The sequence below is a fragment of the Lentzea tibetensis genome (assembly GCF_007845675.1).
GTDB classification, from domain to species: Bacteria; Actinomycetota; Actinomycetes; order Mycobacteriales; family Pseudonocardiaceae; genus Lentzea; species Lentzea tibetensis.
Map to the genome: position 1 here is coordinate 33,063 of NZ_VOBR01000001.1, position 19,855 is coordinate 52,917.

Genomic DNA, 19,855 nt, shown 5'->3' on the forward strand with positions numbered 1-19,855 from the left:
CCGCGCCACCTGAGGCCCGATCAACGCCACGATCGCGCGCTGTTCGCGGTCGCCTCCAACGCCACCTGATCATTGCGGGTCAACGTCTGCGCCCGCGCCCGGCGGCACTCCACCCGACCCGCGTCGGTACGAACGCGATCGAATCGCTCAACGCCCGCTATCACCGGGCGATCCGGGCGCGGGCATTGCCCGACCGAGCAGGCTGCGATGAAATGCCTGCATCTTGTGACTCGCAGCATGGACCCCACCGGCACAGGCCGTGCCCGATGGACGATGCGCTGGAAGCCCGCGATCAACGCCTTCGCCATCACGTTCGGTGATCGCTGGCCGGGAGCCGAAACCTACTGATCAACAACGTCGAAACACCGATCATGAGACAGACCCTGCTACTTGATCACTTACTCGCCTGCGTGGCGTAACGGCTCAATGCCTGCGCGACGACACCCACGTTGTGAGAGTGGTTAGTCATGGCAAGGGGTGACAGATCCTGGCGACACGGGGCCGTGTTGTGGGCCGGGATGCTGGCACTGACCACAGCGCTCGCGGTGATCGCGCTCGCGCTACGGAGCACGAGCGGCTTGCGAACTGCGGCGAATGTCGCTCAACTCGTATCGGTGGCGCTGGTGATCCCGACGCTGGCGGTGCCGTTGTGGCTGTGGTCCCGCCGATCTACCTCCCTTGCAGCAGCGACCACGCAAGATGTGGCGAAGGTCAACGACGTGCTGGCCGGGATAGTTGACCAGCAATGGCGTACGGAGGCGGTTGTTAGGTCGCTGGATGATCCTGACCCGATCCCGGTGCAATGGCGGCTGACCCGGCGGGAGGTGGTGGACCACCCCGCCAACCTCACCCCCGCCTCGCTGCTGACCGCCTCCAGCGGTGACATCGCCACCCTGGCCAGCCAGTTCCGCACGATGCGTCGTCCCCGCCTGGTCATCCTGGGCGGACCTGGCACCGGAAAGACCACTCTGGCCGTGCAGTTGCTGCTCGAATTGCTGGCTACCCGCCACGGAGAGCGGGATGAGCCGGTCCCGGTGCTACTTTCGGTGGCTGGCCGGGATACTGGCGCCTTCCCTCTTCTGCATGACTGGCTGACCGTCCGGCTGGCCCAGGACTACCCAGCACTGCGCGCCACAGGTCTAGGCTCCGAGGCGCTTGCTGTCCTGGCGACTCGCGGACAGATCCTGCCTGTGCTGGACGGTCTGGACGAACCCCCTTCCCGCACAGGCCGCGGTCATCAGTGCGCTCAACCGGTCCGTGAGCGGTGCGGACCAGTTCATCGTGACCAGCCGCACCGCTGACTTCTGTCGTGCCGTCGATTAGCAGGAGACGTGCTTACCTCGGCCGTGGTCATCGAGCCCGAGCCGCTGAACCCCATAGCGGCCGCCGGCTACCTGGACCGCTGTCTGCCTCCCCGTTCGAGGCCAGCGTGGGAGCAAATCCTCACCCACCTGCGCACTGCACCGGCACTCCCAGGCGGCCCCGGCGCCGCGCTGGCAGAGGTCGCCGCCACCCCGCTCGGGTTGTGGCTACTACGCGCCGTCTACATCACCCCGGCCGCAGACCCGGCAGCCCTGCGCGACCCCGATAGGTTCGCCAACGCGGCTCACTACGTGCCCACCTGTTCGACCAGCTCATTGGAGCCCTCGTCGACACCCGGCCGCCTAGCAATGACCCCGCCGCCCCGTTCCGGCCTTACGGCCACCATGATTCCGCCCAGGTACGGCGGATTGGCTTTCTTGCGCACCACCTGACCCACCTGCCCTCCAACGACGCGGTCGGGTTCGCGGCACGGTCTTGGTCACAGGAGTCGCCGGGCTTTGCTGATCTCCGCGTACGAGGGCGACTGCCTGGACTGGCCCGTGGGTTGGTGCGGGCGAGCGCCCGCGCGCTCGCCGCCTCGCTCGTGGTCGGGCTAGCGATGGCGCTCGCGGTCGGGTTCACAGTCGGGCCCGCACTCCGGGCTCGCGGCCGGACTTGCAGCCGGACATGCGGTCGGGCTGGCGTATGAATTCGCGTCAGCGTTCACGGCGTGGGCTGAGACCCCGACTCCGAAAGGACAGGCCAATACACCGCTGACCAGCTGGCGAGCCGACCGCACCCTCAACCTGACGCGGGTCGCCACGATCGGGCTGACGGGCGGACTCATGGCCGGACTTGCGACCGGGCTCACGGCCGGACTCCCCCGACAACTTCGCGTTCGGCATTGCAGTCGGGATCACCAGTGCGCTTGCGGTAGGGATCACGTTTGGGCTTGCGGCTGGAGAACACCACGCTTGGATGGCGTACCTGATTGCCACCCATCAGTTGGCACGGGCTGGTTCGCCACCACGCGCGTTGATGTCGTTCTTGGACGACGCCCATCGCCTTGGTCTGCTTCGCGCTGTCGGCCCGATCTACCAGTTCCGACACGCCGAACTCCAAGACAACCTCGCTGCCAGCTACCACCCACTTGGACAGACGCTCAAGACCCGCGCTGCTTGAGCAGATGTTCAAGCAGCGCTCAGAGAAGCAGAAATGCTCACTCACCTTGCTGCGGAAGCTACAGGTGACTTACGAGCTGGTCTGGCCGCACGACCTGGGTGGCAGCGTCCGCGGCGCCCAGCCGTCGATCGCCGTTGACTTGACGATGTTCTACACCTGGATCCACCAGTACACCGGATAACTGGACAGACATCGCACGGACCGGCCGGCGGCTCCAGTGGGTGCTTCCAACCTGAAGATCATCGCGGACGAGGCTGTCCGTTCGCGATGAGACCTTCGTGGTGCTGTCCGTCCTGGTGCCAACCAGAAACCCATCGACACCAAGGGTTCCTTTCTGGATCGGACCAGCACCAGCGAGACGAGCAACGGGCCGCGCATAGTCCAGGTGCGCGGCCCGTTCATTGTCTGTCAGTGCTCGTCGCGTCAATGCTCGACGACGCGGTCGGCGCGTGGACGCCGTGGACGCCGTGGACGCCGTGGCGAGACTGTTGCGCGACAACGGAATCACCACTCCATCGCGGGACTTCGGCGTGCCGCACGAGTTCGTGCCCCACAGTTCGCGCAACGAGGTGCTCTCCAGCTGCGGCACTCGTCGCGAAGGTCCGCGACGCCCTCACCGACGTCGCGCGCGAACCACTACCAACCCACAACACACATCGCGTGGGGCTAGCGTCCGACTGACCGACCGCGGAGCGGCGTGAGCTGCTGGTGGAGCTCAACTCCTCCTGCTTGGCATGCCCTCGGCCCTGGTGGCTTTGGCGAGGAATTGCGGCTGCAGCCCGAATGGCGTCCGGTAGCCGTCCACCGAGGAACGTGCTGCAGAACCGTTGCGAACAGGGACGTCGGCATCGAGGGCGGACGGTCACAGCGACCGTCCACCCTGTCGAGTTCAGCAGGAGGCGACCAGGTAGTCGGCCCTGTCATTGGCCCATGGCGGCACATCTGCGCTCTTGCTGTACGGCGGCATTGTCCACAGGTTGGGGTCAGGATCTCTGCCGAAGGTGCCGACACGCACGCTTGCCCTGGTTCGGTTGTCCCATGACGAGGTCTTGTCCCCGAAGTTCCAAGGGTTCACGAGATCGTTGAGGTAGCCGTCGCGCCGACCGTTCCGCCGGCCACTCCGAAGGTCATGACCACCCTGCCGCCCCACCAGGCGATCTCGTTGAGACCAACTCGCGTCCCGCCGGGCACCCTTCGCAGTTCGGCTTCGACCCGTGCGTCCAGTGCGCTGGATTCCGCCGCCGTCAGGCCGGCGGGGTGGTTGGATTCGGCCGCAGCGGGACTCGCCAACGCCGCCGATCCCAGAACCAGTACGGCGACCACGGCAGCCAGCCCGTTCAGCAATGTCGCGCTACTTCGCATCGGCATGAACACCCTCCCGTCTCACATCTCGATCTAGCTGCAAGATGCGACGGCCTGCCCCGGTCACCCCATGGCCCCTGGCATGAGCCGCCGCGGTTACGAGGGTTGGCGGTCGGTGTCGAACGAGTGCATCGTGTTCGTGGAATCGCCTGCCCAGAAGCGCTATGAAGTGGAGAGTGCTGCGTGAGGGGGTGTGATGGCGGTGGAGCTTCGAGTGTTGGGGGATGTCGAGGCCCGGATCGAGAGCCGGCGGATCGAGGTGGGGCACGCGCGCCAGCGCTGTGTCCTCGCGGTGCTGGTGGTGGAGGCCAACCGAGTCGTCACGGTGGATCAGCTGCTGGACCGCGTGTGGTCACAGGACCTGCCTCATCGGGGGCGGCAGGTGCTTCGCACCTACCTGTCCCGGCTACGTCTGCTGCTCGCGCCGGGAGGTATCGGCATCGAACGGCGCCCCAACGGCTACCTGCTGCGCGCCGATCCGGACATCGTGGACATGCACCAATTCCACCGTCTGGTCGCCCAAGCCCGTGCGACGGACGATGAGCACGCCCTCGGACTGTTCGAACAGGCTTCGGCACTGTGGCGCGGTGAGCCGTTCGCCGGCCTGGACACCCCCTGGCTGGCCAGCGTGCGCGCCGGGCTGGAGAGGGAACGGGTTGCCTCGCAGCTCGACCACATCGACGTGGCGTTGCGCTGCGGCCAGCACACCCGACTGTTCCCTGCACTGTCCACATTGGCTGATCAGAACCCGTTGGACGAGCGGGTCGCCGGACAGCTGATGCTGGCGCTGTACCGCATCGGCCGCCGAGCCGACGCCCTGGCGCACTACCAGCGCACCCGACAGCACCTGGTCGAGGAACTGGGTACCGATCCCGCTCCGGAGCTGCAACAGCTGCACCAGCGCATCCTCACCGCCGAGCTCAGCTTGATGCCCGTGGCAACCACCCGAGTCTCAGCTGGCGCTGGTTCCGCGGTGGTGCCACGCCAGCTACCTGCGGCGCCCTCGGTGTTCACCGGCCGCGAAGGCCACCTGGCCATGCTGACGTCGATCCTGGACTACAACGGCACCGTGATGATCTCCGCGATCGGTGGCGCCGGCGGAATCGGCAAGACCTGGCTGGCGCTGACCTGGGCCCACCGTCACCTCGACCAGTTCCCGGACGGCCAGTTGTTCGTGGACCTGCGCGGGTTCAGCCCGGACAGCGAACCGATGGCACCGGCGGCCGCCGTGCGGGGATTCCTCGACGCACTGGGCGTGGAACCCGGCCGCGTCCCGGTCGACCCGCAGGCGCAAACCGGGCTGTTGCGCAGCCTGGTCGCGCACAAGCGGATGCTCATCGTGCTGGACAACGCCGCCAATTCCGAACAGGTCGTGCCCCTGCTACCGGGCGGCGACTCCTGCACCGTGGTGGTGACCAGCCGCCGGACCCTCACCGATCTGATCACCCGGCACAACGCCCACCACCTGACCCTCGACACGCTCACCGACGACGACGCCCGCGCCCTGCTGACCCGGCGGCTGGGGACGGCGCGGGTGGCGGCAGAACCGGAAGCGGTCGGGGAGCTCATCGGGTCATGCTGCGGGTTTCCCCTGGCGTTGGGCATCATCGCCGGCCGTGCTCACGCCCATCCGCGTGCGCCGTTGGCGGAGTTCGCCGCCGAACTGCGTGACGTGGGGGTGAGCGCGTTGGAGGACGACGACCCCGCCGCCGGTCTGCCCACCGCGCTCTCCTGGTCCTACCGGGCGCTGCCCGCCCAGCAACAAGTGGCGTTCGGGCTGCTGGGCATCGCACCCGGCCCGGACATCGGGCTGCCCGCCGCCTCGAGCCTCACCGGCCTGCCCCCGGCACAGACCGGGAAAGTGCTACGTGGGTTGGAGGAGGCCTCGCTGCTGGCGCGGGACCCGTGCGGCCGGTACTCGATGCACGACCTGATCCGCCACTACGCCTCCGACACCGCCCACAAGTGGTTGCCCGACCACGTACGAGGGGCGGCGCTGCGGCGCGTAGTCGACTTCTACCTGCACACCGCCCGCACCGCCGACCGACACCTGAACCCAAACCGCCCCGCCCCGCGGTTCGACTTGCCCGGACCCGACTGCCACCCCCATCCGCTACCTGATGACACGGCGGCCCTGGCCTGGTTCGACGCCGAACACTCGTGTCTGCTGGCCACCCAGCACACCGCCACCATCCACGAGTGGCACCAGGCCGTATGGCAACTAGCCTGGACCCTGGGCGTCTTCCATACCCGCCGAGGACACCGCCGCGACCGGCTTGCCGTCTGGCAGGCCGGGCTGGCCGCCGCCGAGCGTCTGCACGACCCCAATACCCACATCCTGGCCAGCCGGTTCCTCGGCAACGCCTACGCCGAGCTGGGACGACGCGAGGAGGCGATCAGCCACCTGCGCCGGGCCCTCGCCCTGGCAAGACAACACCACAATCACACCGACCAGGCGGACATCCACCGGATGCTCGCGCAGGCATGGGGGCAGTGGGGGGACGACCGGCAAGCACTGGAGCACACCGCCCACGCCCTGAGCATTTACCGCACACTCGGCAACCCCGTGTGGGAAGCCTGGACTCTCAACGAGATGGGTTGGTACGCCGCGCGGCTCGGCGACCACGACCAGGCCCGCGGCCACTGCGAGGCGGCGCTCACCCTGTTCCGCCGCCATCCTGACCCCACCGGTGAGGCGGCCACCTGGGACAGTCTGGGCTACATCGCCTACCACGCCGCCCACCACGAGACCGCCATCGACCACTATCAGCGGGCCGTCTCCCTGTACCGCGACCTCGGCCACACCTACGAAGTCGCCAAGACTCTCGACGGTCTGGGGCACCCGCACGCCGCCCTCGGCCAGCACGACCAAGCCCACGCGGTGTGGCGCGAGGCGCTGGAGCTGTACCGGAGTCAAGGACGCGACGAGAACGCCGCACGGCTGCAGCGGCAACTGGACGACCTCGAAGTGCATGACGACGGCGACCAACCACACCCGTCCGCCGAATCAGCCAAGTAGGTCCGGACGAACGTGCCCGCCAACTGTCCGGACCTGCATTGCGAACCGGTGCGCGGCGACGAGCATCGACAGTCCCCTGAGGCCGGGAACGCACAGCGACAGGTGGCGCTTGGTCGTTCAGCGGTTATGCAGCCACCAGGCGGGGAAACCTACAGGTCAGCTATCCACCGCTGACGCAAGGGATGAAGAGTCATCGTGACCGCGCACACCGTCCTCATCGGGTACGGCGCCGCCGGGCGCGCCACCCTCAGTGCGCTGACCACCGAAGTCCGGGTCCTGGGGTGCCCACGCAGGATCTTCCCGAAGCCGCCTTCGGGATCGAGTCGACGAACTCGACGGACCGCACCTTCTCGTACGGCGCGACTTCGAGGAGTGCACTTAGGCGCTTCCCGCCCTGTTCGCCAGAGCAAGCGGGTGGTAAATCGGTGGTATCTGAATGACCTGACGAGTGGTACCTTGGGTCGCAGTTGAGCGTCACGCAGGTGAGGAGCCCCGATGTCGTCCACCCGCTTGCTCTGGTCCGAGGCTCACAGCGTCACCATCCGGCTCAACGTGCACGAGATCGTCAGGCAGCTCAACGCTCACCTCGGCGCCACGCTGGTGGCGACCCTGGCCGGTGTGAGCGACCGGAAGCTGCCGTATCGCTGGGCCAAACCCGATGGTCCGGTACCGGGCGACTCGGCACTGCAACGGCTGCAGACGGCGCACCGGATCTGGCACGTGCTCAGCAAGAACGAGCCCGACCAGGTCGTACGCGCGTGGTTCATTGGCGCGAATCCGCTGCTCGACGAGACGCCGCCGGTGATGGCGTTGCGCGAGGGAGATCTCCGGGGCACGACCAAGGCCGCCGAGTCGTTCATCGACGGGACCTGGCACGGGTGAGGAGTCACCACACCTTGAGGCCGAGCTGGCTGGCGGCCCACATCAGCTGACGGTCGGCCGGGTCGACCGGAAGAGTCCTCCCGCGCCGCACGTGACGCCGGACCGCCTGCTCGACGTCTTCGCCGTGCCGAACGGGCGCCCACAGCGCCCAACAGCTCAGGTTCACACCGTGCTTGGAAACGTATCGAACTCCGCGTGGCCGGGATCCGTTCGTCAACGTGCACGTCGACAGCCAGGCCGCGGCGGCGCACGTCAACTGCCGATCACCGCCCAGCAGGTCCGACAGGTCGATCCGGTTCGAGTGATACCGCGCGGGCGACCACTCGCGAACAGAGCGCCTGAGCACACCGAGGTTCTCCGCCTCGGCGAGGTCCACGAAGTATTCGTCGCCGCACAGGAACACCTCCGCCAACTGCCGAATTTCACGCCATTCAGCAGGTATCCGCCCCGGTGACATGTGGAACAGGGTGTTCCAGTCGGCTGCCACCGGATCGTCGTTCTCGTCGACGTCTGGGAAGATCTCGTGCAACGGCAACGCGCTGGTGCGCAACTCCGCGTATGCCAGTGATTCGACGTAGGCACCGCGCTGTTCGGACGCGCCGTACAGGGTGGCATGCTCCGCGATGTCGAATCTTCCCCACGACTTGCCCACGTCCCCGCATCTGCGCGGTGGATTCAGTGGTGATCCATACTTCCTGTTGTACACCCTCCACAGAGAGGTCTTACCAGCCGGAACGACGACGAGACCGGTGTCGGGGCAACGCCGTCGACCACCTGGCAGGCCGGTGAGATCTTCGTGCAAGGGGCTACCTCCACGTTCTCGCGACTGTGTTCCACCTTGGAGAACGTACGCAGGCGTGTATCCGTTTCAATCCACGTTTACCTGTTCAGCGAAGCCGGCAACAAATCGATAAACAGTCGATCTATCGTGGAATACCACACTTCTTCACGGCGTGGCCAGGATTTGGCCACTCGGTATTTTCGGGACGAAGTGCTGCTCGAAGCTGTTGACCAGGACTGCCCGCCACCGCAGAGTGACGCCATGAACCGGGCCCTCACCGTGCTCACCGGTGGCGCGTTCCTGACGTAGCTGATCGGCGTGCTTGGCTCGGGCAAGTCGCCGGCCTCGCTGCCGTTCGGCGTGGCGTTCACGCTGGTGGGCACGATCGGCTTCGCGTGGGTGCGTGACCGCGACCGGTTGCCGTGGTCCATCGGGTGTGTCGACGCGCACGCCCCACAGACGGTCGGAGGGGCATTGTGGTCGCCGTACGGTGAAAGAGTTCGACGACGGCCCGGCGCGCTTCGAGAAGCTGCTCAGCGTGTTGTGACGCCGCATCGAGCGGAGACGGTGCTGCCTTCGTCGCGGGTGCTGACCCACGAGCTCGCGCAGCGTACTCATCGCCAACCATTGGTGTTGGAGCTACATGGCCTTGTACTTCAGGGGCTCTGCGGCTGACGACAACACCGTCGGGCGTCGGGCTCCGACCGGATCATGTTCGCCACGGACCATCCCTTCGGATCGATGGCGAAAGCGCGTGCGTTCCTCGATCAGCTCCCGGTGAGCGCAGCCGACAAGGCGCGGATCGCGCGCGACAACGCGGCGCAGCTCAATCCCACCCCCATCACGCATCGTCGTCGACCGCGACGCGATGACTGGTCTACCCCGAGTCGCCCTCCGCGCACCTGGGCGATGCACCAAGCCGCAAGATCGCGACCTACCCGCAGCGGCGCCGTGCCGGCCAGCCCGGGATCACCTTCCACGTCCTCTTCACTTCACCCGCATGACACCGCGCTCCAAGGTGGGGCCGCAAGCAACGGACGCAAACCGCGTCAAACCGCGCAGAGCAGAGCCCGCAACTCAGGTCTGTTGGCGGACGACTACGTCAGTTCAAGCCAATTCAGGGCCGTTCAGCAAGTTCACCCGTTCGTGGACGACCCCACTTGGCGTTAGTCAAAACGAAGGAGCCAGTGGCTCCTCATTCACTCCTTCATGCACCTGTTGATCACGGGATTGATGATCAAGCGAAGATCGTTTCGGGTGGATGAAAAAGCCCGCCGACCTGGGCTTTCACCCAGAACCAGCGGGCTGATTCAGACCGTCGGGACGACAGGATTTAAACCTGCGACCCCTTGACCCCCAGATACGGGTTCACAGGCCGCTGACCTGCAAAAACAGGCACGTTGAACGCAGTTCGGCGCACTTGACTGCGATCAAGTGACCCTAAACGTTGGTTGCGCGACGACCGTTGATCCACTCCTTCGCCCGACGCCGCTGAGGAATTTCTATCGACCGAACGGGGTCGCAGCGACCAGCACGAAACACTGATCAACCAGTGCTAGCGGCACACGCGCCAGGTCGATGACCAGTCTCACCTGCGACGCCATAGCAAAGCCCGCAGCAGCCTTGCCCAGTGCGTCGTTGCAGTCCATGCATGCCGTTACTAGGCCAGTGGCCGCCAGCGCCGCGCCTACCACCAGCATCCCTGCGGTCTCGTTGACCGACTCGCATTCGGCGCGCCCGATCCACGGCGTCCGGGGATCGACCGGCCACGGATCGCGGCCGGTCATCGGATCGACAGCCGCACGAAGTAGTGTCGCGGACACGCTCAGCGCGCAGGAGGTGGAATGGCTGACGCCGGGAGTTCGTCGATCCGCCTGCGCGTCCTCGACGCCGTGATGGACGGAGCGCTCAAGGATCTCGACCTCGGCAAACTCCTTGAGGTGCTGCTGACGAGCGTCCGTGAACTGTTCGCGGTCGACACCGCCACCGTCCTGCTCGTGGATCGAAGCGGCAGCCAGCTGGTGGCCAGGGCGACCTCAGGGCTGGAAGAGGAGGTCTTCCAGGGGGTGCGGGTGCCAGTGGGCAGGGGCTTCGCGGGCCGTGTGGCGCACCTCCGGGAACCGGTGCAGATCGGACACGTCGACGAGTCCACGGTGGTCAACCCGCTGCTGTGGGAGCACGGCCTGCGGGCGTTGCTCGGCGTGCCGATGATCGCCGAGGGCGAGCTGACCGGAGTCGTCCACGTCGGCAGCACCGCCTCACGCCGGTTCACCGACGAGGAGATCGAGGCGCTGGAACTCGTCGCCGATCGCCTGGCAGTAGCGGTCTACATGGACCGGACACGTTCCGAACGCGCCGCGGCCGCGATGTTGCAGGAAAGCCTGCTGCCCACTCGCCTGCCGAACACCGCGGGCTGGGAATTCGCGGCCCGCTACGTCGCGGGCGCGGAAAGCGGCGTCGGTGGCGACTGGTACGACGTGTTCGAGCTGCCCGGTGACCGCATCGGCGTGGTGATCGGTGACGTCGTCGGCAGCGGACTGCGCGCCGCTGTCGTCATGGGACGGCTGAGGAGCGCTTTGCGCGCCTACGCGTTGGAGTACCCCGATCCTGCGGAGGTGCTGGGCAAACTCGACCGGAAAGCCAGCCACTTCGAGCACGACACCATGGCCACCGTCGCGTACGCGGTCATCGACACGGCGGCTCACCGCATGAGCCTTGCCGTGGCCGGCCACTTGCCTCCGGTGCTCGCGGTGCCAGGAGTCGAGGCCCGCTTCGTTGCTGTTCACGTCGATCCGCCCATCGGATTCGATCTCGGTAGCACCGGCCGCCGAAGCAGCGCCATCGAGATGCCGCCGGGCTCCCTGATCGTCGTCTACACCGATGGTCTCGTGGAGCGCCGGGGGCAGGATCTCGACGCCGGTCTGGAGCGACTGCGCCGGGTTGTCACCCCGATGGGTCCAGAGGCGGCGTGCATCCAGATCATGGCCACCATGGTCGGTGACCAGCCGGCGACTGACGACATCGCGTTGGTGGCGATTCGCCACAGCGAGTGAAGTTGACGGCGTGCTCGACCGCGTCTCGGATCTCCGTGTCCTCTTCACGCCGGTCCGAGAGCGCCCCCGCAACGCTCCCCGGTCAAGTGCGCTTCGCCGCCGAGCGATTCATCACCACGGAGAGCGGGCATCCAGCACGCACCTGACCGCCAGCGGAAAGGCAGGGTGACGTTGATGAAGAGCAATGCCTCTTCCGGTCCGGCGCACGTTCTGGAGCTGGACCGCGACGTCGCCGATCTGGGCAGGGTTCGCAGGTGGACACACGCTGCTTTGACGGGCATACACCAGGACGATCTTGTCGACGTGCTGCTGGTCGTCACCGAGCTGGTTTCGAACGTCTACGACCACGCGCGGTTCCCGGCGCGCCTCTGGCTGCGCGCGGCGGCGGAGCCGTGCGTTGTCATTGTTTCGGTCGAGGACGCCTCTCCGTCGACGCCGGTGCTGCGACCGTCCTCGCCCGACTCGGCGCGCGGGCGTGGAATGATGATCGTGAACCAGCTGGCCAAGCGGTGGGGTGTGGTTCAGCGGGCGGTCGGGAAGTCCGTCTGGGCGCTGATCCCCTGTTCGCTCACGTCTTGAGTTCAGGCGGAGACGTCGAACCCTTGCCCGACTGCTAGCGACGCCTTTGAGGTGGCAGCGAGGCACGGGGCACGCACGGCGAGAGCGTTGGGCAAATTCGGCAACAGCGTGATGACGTGGTCCACGCCTGTCACCTGCAACGGCCCAAGTTCGAGCGGACGAGGCCCAGAGCAACAATACGCACCCCTGCTCCTACATGAACAGGATACGCACGGCAGAGCCCGAATGGTTCATTGCCGCGAGGCGGCACGCTCACGCTTCAGAATCTACGTGCAACAATTCGAAAGGCTGCGCAGGCGACAATGCGAGGATCTGTCATCAACTCGACGCGATGCCGTAACGGCCGAACGTGCGGTCCACCATCACAGAACAGCTTGTCCGGCGAGGGTCCATCGTGATCGCCGTGCGGGGCGAGGTCGATCTGCGCAGTGGTCCGTACTGCACGTTCGCCTCCAGGAGCACGTCCGCAAGGCGGGGTCCGGATCTCATCGTCGATCTCACCGCGGTGAGCTTCCTCGACATCGCCGGCCTCGCCACCTTGATGGCCGTGTGGGAGGCGACCATGACCGCTGAGGTCGAGTTCATCGTGGTGGCACGCACCCGCGCGGTTCTCCGGCGCTGAGGCTCGCTGGATTGGATCGCAAGTTCGAGTGGTCCCGACCTGGCTACGCGACGATGAGAGTGGTCACCGTTGAGTTCTCGCCATCGCCCGCGCGATACGCGACGACCTGATAGATGGCCGAGCCCGCCGGGGCGGTCGGATCGGTCCACTGCTCGGTGCTGCTGCCGATGACCAGCCCGACGCGGTCGAGTAGATGCGCCTCACCTGCCACGGTGTTCTCGACCATCAGGAACACCTGCACGTCCACCGCGCCCGCCGGGGCCTGTGCGGTGTAGTAGCTCGTCGTCCAGTCGGTGGTGGCGTCCACTGTGGCGTTGTTGGCTGATCCCAGGCGGCTCACGGCGCCGCTCGCGGTGGTGAAGGCGAGCCCGGCGCGGATCCGGCGTGGGGTGCTGCCTGCCTGGAAGGACGCGACCGAGGTGTAGGTGGCGCTCGCGGTCACCGGGAGCTTGCGGCTGTAGGTGCTGATCTGGCCGGAGCCGGTCGAGGTGAGGGCGAGCGAAGCGGTACCGATGGCACCCGCGCCACTGTTGCGGTTGAGCGTGGTGCGCGAGCCCGCGGTCCAGCCCGCTATATCGGTCTCGAAGCCCGTCTCTGCGTCGCTGAGCAGGTTTGCGGGGACTGTGGCGCTGCCCACCAGCAGGTTTGCGACCGGGTGGCCGTCGCGGTAGACGCGATAGCCGGCGATCGGCAGGCCCATGAGTGGATACGACTCGTTCCAGGCCAGCGTGGTGCGACCGCTCGCGACGAGTGCGGTCGGAAGCTGCGGGGCGAACGCGCCGTAGCGGTTGAGGGAGCCGATGACGCCTGTCGCGGTGTTGGGCGGGTCGGTCAGCACGGTGTTGGTGGGTGTCGTCTGCGCCTTGCGGGCGCCGATGTGGATGCCGTACCAGGTGGTCGGTACCGCTTGGTCGTCGACGATGCTGTTGCCGGTGATCTGGTCGCCGTCGCCGATGGAGATACCGATGCCGCAGGTGTCGAAGTTGTCATACGTGGTGCTCGCGCCGCCGAGGCCGCCGACGCCACCACCGCAAACCAGAGGCGATCTGGGCATCGCCACTGGAAGTTCTACGCATCGCGCTCCAGGCAGCCATGCTGGTCGGCGAGTGGGCGGCAATCCTGATCATCAGCGCCGCCTACACCGGAGCCCGCTGGGGCGAACTCACCGGACTCCAGCGCACCAACATCCACCTCGACGACGGCTTCTTCGTCATCGACCCGGACATCGGCGCCCTGCACGAAGTCGGCGGCAAGCTCTCCCTCGGCCCGCCCAAGACCGCCGCCTCCGCACGCACGGTCCCGCTGCCACCGTTCCTCATCGACATGTGGCGGTACCTGCTCGGTCTGCACAACCATCCGCACATCTTCGTTTCAGCGCAACATCAGCTACTACGCCGCTCCAACTTCGCGCGCCGCGCCATGCGCCCGGCCGCCGACGGCAACCTGCACATCACCACCCCGCTCATCCGCGTCCGGCCCGTCAAACCCGGCTTGGTGTTCCACGGACTGCGCCACAGCCAGAACACCTGGCTCATAGGAGACGGGATCCCCGAAGTCGCACGCGCACTCCGCCTCGGCCACAAAGGTCTCCGACAAGATCCGCGAGGTCTACGATCACGTCGCGCCCGAGATCGAAGCCAAGATCCTCACGTGCCTCCAGAAACGCTGGGAAGACGCACTGGCCGCACAGTTCCCGAACGGCCTCGCCTTCACCGACGAGAACCGCCTGTTCGCTCTGGCCAGCTAACGACTGCGAACTTGGACTCGTGGTCAGTCGACCAAACTCAGAGGCATGGCGCTCAGGACGCCTGTGAGGAGATCGTCAAGCAGACCGGGGAGCTGAGCGGGGAGGAGTTTGTCCGTGCACTGGCGGAGTTCGGCTGCTGACCACCAGCGTCGTTCGATCAGCCCGGCCTTCTCGTTCTCGGTGGGCTTGTGGGCTACCTTCGGCGCGGTGTCGGTGACGCGGCCAAGGAAGACGTGGACTTCGCGGTGGTGGTCGCGTCCCTTGTAGTGGAAGCGGGATTCGCGGATCCACGGTTTGCGGCCCAGCGACGGAATGATGAGTCCGGTCTCCTCCGCGACCTCGCGCAGAGCGGCATCTTCCGGCTTCTCGCCCTCGTCGAGGCCGCCGCCGGGCAGTTCCCACCAGTGATAGCCACGGTCGTGCGGATCGCAGGCGTGGATGAGCAGCACGCGGTCGTTGGCGTCGAGCAGCAGCACCCGAGCGCCGATGCGTGGGGTGGTAGCAGTGGTGGACATCCGGCGGGCGTTCCTCGCGGTCGGCTGACTGGACGACAGCGTGCGGGGGTGGCGCCGGAGTTCAGAACAGAGTTGGCTCCGGCTCGTTGAGCGCGTCGGCCGCCGTGGCGGGGTCAGACGTTAGCAGCGTCCGCTTCGCGCTCACTACCAATGTGACGGCGAGTCCCGAATGATCAGTCAGCGGGATCCGTCCTGCATGTTTTCCCTGGTCTCGTGGACGTACTCGCATGTCATGAGCCGCTACGCGACCGCTTGCGAGCCGTGGGCGTGGTCGTAGCGGTAGCCGGTGGCCGTAATGGATACGTCACAACCTGGTGGGGATGAACCCGGCGAGCCAGAACGTTCTCGTGAGTGAACACCGATGAGCAGAGGAGAATCACTGTGACGGAGAAGGCTGTTCTCGCGGGCGGCTGCTTCTGGGGCATGCAGGACCTGTTCCGCCGCCACCCCGGCGTCGTCTCCACCCGCGTCGGCTACACCGGCGACCCGAACACGCCGAACGCCACGTACCGCCGCCACGGCAACCACGCCGAGGCCATCGAGATCACGTTCGACCCGGAGAAGCTCAGCTACCGGCAGATCCTGGCCTTTTTCTTCCAGATCCACGACCCGTCGACCCGCAACCGCCAGGGCAACGACATCGGCGCCAGCTACCGCTCGGCGATCTTCTACGACACCGATGCGCAGAAGCAGGTGGCGGAGGCGACCATCGCGGACGTCGACGCCTCGGGCAAGTGGCCGGGCAAGGTCGTCACCGAGGTCACCCAGGCGACCGACTTCTGGGAGGCCGAGCCGGAGCACCAGGACTACCTGGAGCGCTACCCCAACGGGTACACGTGCCACTACGTGAGGCCGGAATGGCAGCTCGGCGAGAGGTAGAGATCGTCGCGCTGCACGTCTCACCCGTGCACGCCTACGAGGGCCGTCCGTCGGACGGCCCTCGTCCCGATCCGGAGCCTGTTTCGCGTGACGAGGTCGTCGTCCGCGCCGGCTTGGGGATCGTCGGCGACCGGTACTTCAACCACCCGGCGCACCGCAACGCGGCCGTCACGTTCATCACGGCCGAGTCTCTCGCACCGTGGCCGGTGGACCCGCTGGTGGCGCGGCGCAACGTCGTGGTGCGCGAGTTCGACGTCGACTCGCTGGCCCGGGGCACCGTGTTCCGCCTCGACAGTGGTGACGGACCGGTGCGGTTCGAGGTCCACCGCCCGGCCAGCCCGTGTGCATGGATGGACACCGTGATCGCACCCGGCGCCTTCAAGGCTTTGCGCGGCAAGGGCGGCATCCGGTGTGTGCCGCTCGACGACGGGGTCCTGCGCTCCGGGACGGCGGAGTTAACCATGGTGAGCACATGAAGTGGTTGCGCCGCAAGCCGACGATCACCGCCACGATCAACCGGGTCACCATGCTCAAGGCCGCTGTCGTGCTTCGAAGCGTCGGAATAAGAGGGGCACGGCAATGAGGTCGCGCAGCATCGGCACCTACCTGCCGATGCTGCGCGCCAACCTGGCTGACATCTCCCAGAGGCTCTAACCAAGCTCCGCAAAGCCTCCACGTTCATGTGCACAGCTGCAAGCTCGACAATGTCCGGACGATCTTCGGCCAGACCGGCCAGACTGGCCAGTCCGTCCGCACCTTGTCGCACGGAGTCAAAGACAACTCAAGTCCCCAATCCCTTGCCTAATTGGGATCGTGACGCCACTGTCGCAAGTTGTCCGGGTCACCGTTCGGCCTCCTGCAGTGGGTGCACGTCATCCGCCTCAACCGTCCACGACCCAACCAAGGCCAGCGGATGTCGCTCACCCGTCAGGACCTGCAATGCGGTGGCGACCTCCTCAAGACTCGCCTTGACGTAGATCGTGGTGGAGCCGCGCCAGAGGTTCCACTGGGAGTGTCCGGCGTAGGCGATGGCTACCGCCGTGCCGAAATTGCGCTCCACCCACGTCAAGGTGGTGTGCCGCAACCAGTGTGTACTGATGCTCAATTCTTCAACGGCCTTCACGTGCTTACCGACCCGATCCCACATCCTCTGATAACGGCGTCTGGTCAGCGGCCTGCCGTCAGGAAACCGCAACAGCGGACTCGTCCTGGCACTAACGCCACGCTCCTCCGCAAGATCGAGGAGCGCCTGCATCAGTGTCCGGGAGACCGGCTGAAAACGCAGCGTGCCCTTCTCCCTCAGCGTGATCAGCAACCGATCGGGGTCCAAATCCTGCAGAAGCAAACCCAGAGCGCCACCGGTTCGCGCGGCGGTCTCCAGGTGGAACCGAAGCAACAGACTGTCCAGCCGCGGATCGTGTCCAGTCCTAACAGCAGTCTGGACGATCTCCTGATACAGCTGCGGACTCAAAGCGTGACGCCGAGACTTGACTTTGCGGGGTTTGGGCACCCTCGCCATCAGGTCCTGCCGCGACGACAAAATCCCCTGATCCACTGCCAATCGGTACACGCGTTGCAGCGCATAATACGTGTGATGTACCGCGCTGCCGCCGTCGGCGTGGTTACGGCGTCGTTGCGCGATGGCGCGGACGTGCTCGTACAGTTCGTCCACATCGCGTGGGGTCGGCTCGTGCAGCCTGCGCGTGCCCCAGCATGTGACGATCGTGTTCCAGTAGGCGTGGTAGATGACCCGCGACGCCGGGGGCGCTGCGTCACGCACGAGGGGCATGAACTGCTCGAAGGTCGGTATGTTCTGCGGCCGCGCGGCAGCCAGGAGTTCTTCCGGCTCCACGTTCAAGTGCTGCATCATCTGGACCAACACCTGCACGTCGGCCTGGGTGCTACCCACGGCCATCTCCTGAACCTGCCGCATCCTGGGCCCGGTTGTCGACATGGGGCCCACGCCCGGATGAGAGCTCGCCGTCCTCAGGGGCGTCAGCAGAGTCGGGGGTCGTCGGAACGTCGAGACCAGGCGGCGCACCGGCGGGACGCATCCGCTCCACGATCCTTCTGGGATCGGGTAGCGCCTGATCCAAGGTCTCCAAACTGTGCAGTACCACGGCGGACATCGACGGTACCGCCACCACCAGTACCGGGTCGCCGGCGTCGTAGCCGCACCAGTGTCGCAATGGTGCGGGTATCAGCAGCATGTTGCGGGCGGTCAGCGTCCAGGTGCCCTGATTGTCACGGCGTACGACGATCTCATGGCTGTCGCTCACGCCGATGTCGACTCGTGTGCCCGGTGTCCACCCCAGCTGTGAGAACAGCCGCTGGTCGGTGAGCCTGCCGTCGGAGTCGAGCATCACCACCGCGTAGCGCCGTCGATACCGGTGCTTCCGTTGCACGACGGGCATTTCGCCGAGTCCGGGTGCCTCGGTCCGCCTCAGGTCCACTGCGCGTCTTGCGTGCGACGGTCCCGACGAGCCCGAAGGACCGTTCACTGGTCCATCACCGGACGCGGAGGCTCGCTCGGCCAAGGCGTGGCCGAACTCGAGCGCCGGGACGATTCCGTCACTCATGGGCGTCCCCGCGGTACTGCCTACCGGGACGAGCCGGGTGGTATTCCGTGCGACTCCCACAGGGTCGCACGGGCGCTCGAAGTGCCGCTGCTACGGGATCAGTCCCGGACGTGGGTGTGCAAGCGGGAACTCCAGCACCTGCCGGTAGGACAGCTGCGCCGGGTCGAAGACGATCTCGATGGCCTCGGCGTGGCTGCCGTGGTTGCGGTAGGTGGCGTTCGGGACGTCACCGCCCGTGTAGCCCACCCGCGTGGAGATGACGCCGGGGTGACGGCGGAACAGGTCTTGCATGCCCCAGAAGCAGCCGCCCGCGAGGACAGCCCTCTCGGAAACAGTGGCCATGTGGTCGCACGCTCCTCGTCTTCAGATCGATACGCACCCAGCTCAACACCGTCACGCCCCCGCGTCATCCCGAAGCGGGCTGTGACCCGTGACCGACGCGTGGTGACGCGCGAACTCGAGCGCGGTGCGGCCGGGCCTGCCGGTCACGCGTTCGACCGTGCCTGCGACCGGGATCCGCAGCCGCCCGGCCGCCACCTCGGCGAGCGCCGCGCCCAGGAACACGCCGTATTCCCGCGAGAATCCGTGGGTCGTCAGCACCTGGACGAACTCCTCCACCGGCACCGACGTGTACGTCACCCGCCTGCCCAGCCCCTCGGACAGCGCGGCGGCGACCTGGTGGTGGTCCAGCTCCTCGGGCCCGGTCAGCGGGAGCACGCCCTCCGGTCCCCCGTCCGCCAGCGCGGCCACCGCCACGTCGGCGACGTCGCGCACGTCGATCTGCGGGATGCGGCCGTCGCCGGCGGGCAGCCTCAGTTCACCCGCCTGGGTCATGCCGCGGAACGAGCCGGTGGTGAAGTTGTCCAGGAACCACGTCGGCCGCAGGATCGCCGAGCGCACCGGCAGCCGTCCGACTGCCGCCTCGGCCGCGCGCAGCGGGCTGTCCGGCTCCGCGCTGTCGACGTCGAGCGACGACAGCAGCACGATCCGGCGCACACCGCACGACGCGGCGACCTCCATGAGCCGCGGTGTGCGTTCCGCGGCGCCGGGGTGGTTGAACGGGATGATCACGTAGGCGGCGTCGCATCCGGCGAACACCGGCGCCCACGTCGACTCGTCGTCCCAGTCGAGCGGGAACCAGTCGCCGTGCGGCGGCGCGGACCTCGTCGCCGAGCGCACCTGCCACCCGCGCGCGACCGCGCCGGCCGCGACGTGCTGCCCGGTCTTCCCGGTCGCCCCGGTGACGACGACCGCGTAGTCAGTCATGCCGTCGACGCTAGCGATCAACCACGTCCCAGTGCTCCGGCAACCCGAACGTCGTACACGGTGACGCGCGCGGTCCGCGGGCTCACC

The 19,855-nt window shown here is 66.8% G+C and carries 20 protein-coding genes and 1 pseudogene; 9 read left to right on the top strand and 12 right to left on the bottom strand.

Annotation, left to right across the window (positions count from 1 at the left end; translation table 11 throughout):
- Positions 1–20 precede the first annotated feature (20 nt).
- A complete protein-coding gene (locus FKR81_RS45920; protein ID WP_146348805.1) occupies positions 21–308 on the bottom strand; it encodes a DUF1045 domain-containing protein in 288 nt (95 codons plus the stop codon).
- Positions 309–518: 210 nt separating this feature from the next.
- On the opposite strand from FKR81_RS45920, the gene FKR81_RS00160 reads away from it, so the two are divergent.
- On the top strand, positions 519–1,301 hold the full coding sequence (locus FKR81_RS00160) for an NACHT domain-containing protein (protein WP_146348806.1): 783 nt from the start codon (positions 519–521) through the stop codon (positions 1,299–1,301).
- Positions 1,302–1,609: 308 nt separating this feature from the next.
- Here FKR81_RS00160 and FKR81_RS44255 read toward each other — a convergent pair whose 3' ends face one another.
- The 3 genes from FKR81_RS44255 to FKR81_RS00170 all read right to left on the bottom strand — a co-directional run bounded on the left by FKR81_RS44255 (position 1,610) and on the right by FKR81_RS00170 (position 3,858).
- Positions 1,610–1,750 (bottom strand): hypothetical protein, encoded by a 141-nt coding sequence (locus tag FKR81_RS44255; protein ID WP_222598121.1) that lies wholly within the window; start codon positions 1,748–1,750, stop codon positions 1,610–1,612.
- A 419-nt stretch (positions 1,751–2,169) separates the two neighbouring features.
- Positions 2,170–2,529, bottom strand: coding sequence for a hypothetical protein (locus FKR81_RS43180; protein WP_186762660.1), 360 nt, complete (start codon positions 2,527–2,529; stop codon positions 2,170–2,172).
- Positions 2,530–3,555: 1,026 nt separating this feature from the next.
- The gene (locus FKR81_RS00170; RefSeq protein ID WP_146348808.1) at positions 3,556–3,858 is read right to left on the bottom strand and encodes a hypothetical protein; all 303 of its coding nucleotides are present in this window, start codon (positions 3,856–3,858) and stop codon (positions 3,556–3,558) included.
- Positions 3,859–4,042: 184 nt separating this feature from the next.
- Here FKR81_RS00170 and FKR81_RS00175 point away from each other — a divergent pair, with 184 nt between their 5' ends.
- Positions 4,043–6,865, top strand: a complete 2,823-nt coding sequence (locus FKR81_RS00175; protein WP_146348809.1) for an AfsR/SARP family transcriptional regulator — start codon at positions 4,043–4,045, stop codon at positions 6,863–6,865.
- A gap of 495 nt (positions 6,866–7,360) precedes the next feature.
- Positions 7,361–7,747, top strand: coding sequence for a hypothetical protein (locus FKR81_RS00180; RefSeq protein WP_146348810.1), 387 nt, complete (start codon positions 7,361–7,363; stop codon positions 7,745–7,747).
- A 4-nt stretch (positions 7,748–7,751) separates the two neighbouring features.
- On the opposite strand, the gene FKR81_RS00185 is transcribed toward FKR81_RS00180, so the two are convergent.
- Positions 7,752–8,399 carry a hypothetical protein gene (locus FKR81_RS00185; protein WP_146348811.1) on the bottom strand — a complete coding sequence of 216 codons (648 nt, stop codon included), beginning with the start codon at positions 8,397–8,399 and terminating at the stop codon, positions 7,752–7,754.
- A 1,631-nt stretch (positions 8,400–10,030) separates the two neighbouring features.
- Positions 10,031–10,315, bottom strand: coding sequence for a hypothetical protein (locus FKR81_RS00195; protein WP_146348813.1), 285 nt, complete (start codon positions 10,313–10,315; stop codon positions 10,031–10,033).
- A 57-nt stretch (positions 10,316–10,372) separates the two neighbouring features.
- On the opposite strand from FKR81_RS00195, the gene FKR81_RS00200 reads away from it, so the two are divergent.
- From FKR81_RS00200 to FKR81_RS00210, 3 genes are all read left to right on the top strand, one after another.
- Positions 10,373–11,581, top strand: a complete 1,209-nt coding sequence (locus FKR81_RS00200; protein ID WP_146348814.1) for a PP2C family protein-serine/threonine phosphatase — start codon at positions 10,373–10,375, stop codon at positions 11,579–11,581.
- Between the two features lie 174 nt (positions 11,582–11,755).
- A complete protein-coding gene (locus FKR81_RS00205) occupies positions 11,756–12,160 on the top strand; it encodes an ATP-binding protein (protein ID WP_146348815.1) in 405 nt (134 codons plus the stop codon).
- A 394-nt stretch (positions 12,161–12,554) separates the two neighbouring features.
- Positions 12,555–12,782, top strand: coding sequence for an STAS domain-containing protein (locus FKR81_RS00210; RefSeq protein WP_186762661.1), 228 nt, complete (start codon positions 12,555–12,557; stop codon positions 12,780–12,782).
- Positions 12,783–12,825: 43 nt separating this feature from the next.
- On the opposite strand, the gene FKR81_RS00215 is transcribed toward FKR81_RS00210, so the two are convergent.
- Positions 12,826–13,836: a hypothetical protein gene (locus FKR81_RS00215; protein ID WP_146348817.1), complete on the bottom strand. Its 1,011-nt coding sequence runs from the start codon at positions 13,834–13,836 to the stop codon at positions 12,826–12,828.
- A 38-nt stretch (positions 13,837–13,874) separates the two neighbouring features.
- On the opposite strand from FKR81_RS00215, the gene FKR81_RS45925 reads away from it, so the two are divergent.
- A complete protein-coding gene (locus FKR81_RS45925) occupies positions 13,875–14,669 on the top strand; it encodes a tyrosine-type recombinase/integrase (RefSeq protein ID WP_146348818.1) in 795 nt (264 codons plus the stop codon).
- Here the strand turns inward: FKR81_RS45925 and FKR81_RS00225 are convergent.
- Positions 14,553–15,044 (bottom strand): NUDIX hydrolase, encoded by a 492-nt coding sequence (locus FKR81_RS00225; protein WP_146348819.1) that lies wholly within the window; start codon positions 15,042–15,044, stop codon positions 14,553–14,555. The two genes, FKR81_RS45925 and FKR81_RS00225, sit on opposite strands and share 117 nt — an antisense overlap.
- A gap of 381 nt (positions 15,045–15,425) precedes the next feature.
- Here FKR81_RS00225 and msrA point away from each other — a divergent pair, with 381 nt between their 5' ends.
- Complete coding sequence (gene msrA / locus FKR81_RS00230) at positions 15,426–15,923, top strand: peptide-methionine (S)-S-oxide reductase MsrA (protein ID WP_146348820.1); 498 nt, start codon at positions 15,426–15,428, stop codon at positions 15,921–15,923.
- Positions 15,902–16,399: an MOSC domain-containing protein gene (locus FKR81_RS00235; protein ID WP_146348821.1), complete on the top strand. Its 498-nt coding sequence runs from the start codon at positions 15,902–15,904 to the stop codon at positions 16,397–16,399. The genes msrA and FKR81_RS00235 overlap by 22 nt, the downstream gene beginning before the upstream one ends.
- 365 nt (positions 16,400–16,764) lie before the next feature.
- Here the strand turns inward: FKR81_RS00235 and FKR81_RS00240 are convergent, their stop codons facing one another.
- From FKR81_RS00240 to FKR81_RS00255, 4 genes and pseudogenes are all read right to left on the bottom strand, one after another.
- Entirely contained in the window at positions 16,765–17,832 is a 1,068-nt protein-coding gene (locus FKR81_RS00240; RefSeq protein WP_235921154.1) for a tyrosine-type recombinase/integrase, read from the bottom strand.
- Complete coding sequence (locus tag FKR81_RS00245) at positions 17,825–18,286, bottom strand: hypothetical protein (RefSeq protein WP_146348822.1); 462 nt, start codon at positions 18,284–18,286, stop codon at positions 17,825–17,827. The genes FKR81_RS00240 and FKR81_RS00245 overlap by 8 nt, the downstream gene beginning before the upstream one ends.
- Before the next feature lie 342 nt (positions 18,287–18,628).
- Positions 18,629–18,844 (bottom strand): annotated as a pseudogene (locus tag FKR81_RS00250) (peptide-methionine (S)-S-oxide reductase); the annotation flags it as partial.
- 51 nt (positions 18,845–18,895) lie between these two features.
- Positions 18,896–19,768 (bottom strand): NAD(P)H-binding protein, encoded by an 873-nt coding sequence (locus FKR81_RS00255; protein ID WP_146348823.1) that lies wholly within the window; start codon positions 19,766–19,768, stop codon positions 18,896–18,898.
- Positions 19,769–19,855 lie beyond the last annotated feature (87 nt).

What these genes read in the sequence shown, in the direction of transcription:
- FKR81_RS00180 (WP_146348810.1), top strand. Translation starts at nt 7,361, where the DNA reads ATGTCGTCCACCCGCTTGCTCTGGTCCGAGGCTCACAGCGTCACCATC.
- FKR81_RS45925 (WP_146348818.1), top strand. Translation starts at nt 13,875, where the DNA reads ATGCTGGTCGGCGAGTGGGCGGCAATCCTGATCATCAGCGCCGCCTAC.
- FKR81_RS00245 (WP_146348822.1), bottom strand. Translation starts at nt 18,286, where the DNA reads ATGCTCGACTCCGACGGCAGGCTCACCGACCAGCGGCTGTTCTCACAG.
- FKR81_RS00205 (WP_146348815.1), top strand. Translation starts at nt 11,756, where the DNA reads ATGAAGAGCAATGCCTCTTCCGGTCCGGCGCACGTTCTGGAGCTGGAC.
- FKR81_RS00235 (WP_146348821.1), top strand. Translation starts at nt 15,902, where the DNA reads ATGGCAGCTCGGCGAGAGGTAGAGATCGTCGCGCTGCACGTCTCACCC.
- FKR81_RS00195 (WP_146348813.1), bottom strand. Translation starts at nt 10,315, where the DNA reads ATGACCGGCCGCGATCCGTGGCCGGTCGATCCCCGGACGCCGTGGATC.
- FKR81_RS00215 (WP_146348817.1), bottom strand. Translation starts at nt 13,836, where the DNA reads ATGCCCAGATCGCCTCTGGTTTGCGGTGGTGGCGTCGGCGGCCTCGGC.
- FKR81_RS00255 (WP_146348823.1), bottom strand. Translation starts at nt 19,768, where the DNA reads ATGACTGACTACGCGGTCGTCGTCACCGGGGCGACCGGGAAGACCGGG.
- FKR81_RS00175 (WP_146348809.1), top strand. Translation starts at nt 4,043, where the DNA reads ATGGCGGTGGAGCTTCGAGTGTTGGGGGATGTCGAGGCCCGGATCGAG.
- FKR81_RS00225 (WP_146348819.1), bottom strand. Translation starts at nt 15,044, where the DNA reads ATGTCCACCACTGCTACCACCCCACGCATCGGCGCTCGGGTGCTGCTG.
- FKR81_RS45920 (WP_146348805.1), bottom strand. Translation starts at nt 308, where the DNA reads ATGGCGAAGGCGTTGATCGCGGGCTTCCAGCGCATCGTCCATCGGGCA.
- FKR81_RS00160 (WP_146348806.1), top strand. Translation starts at nt 519, where the DNA reads ATGCTGGCACTGACCACAGCGCTCGCGGTGATCGCGCTCGCGCTACGG.
- FKR81_RS00200 (WP_146348814.1), top strand. Translation starts at nt 10,373, where the DNA reads ATGGCTGACGCCGGGAGTTCGTCGATCCGCCTGCGCGTCCTCGACGCC.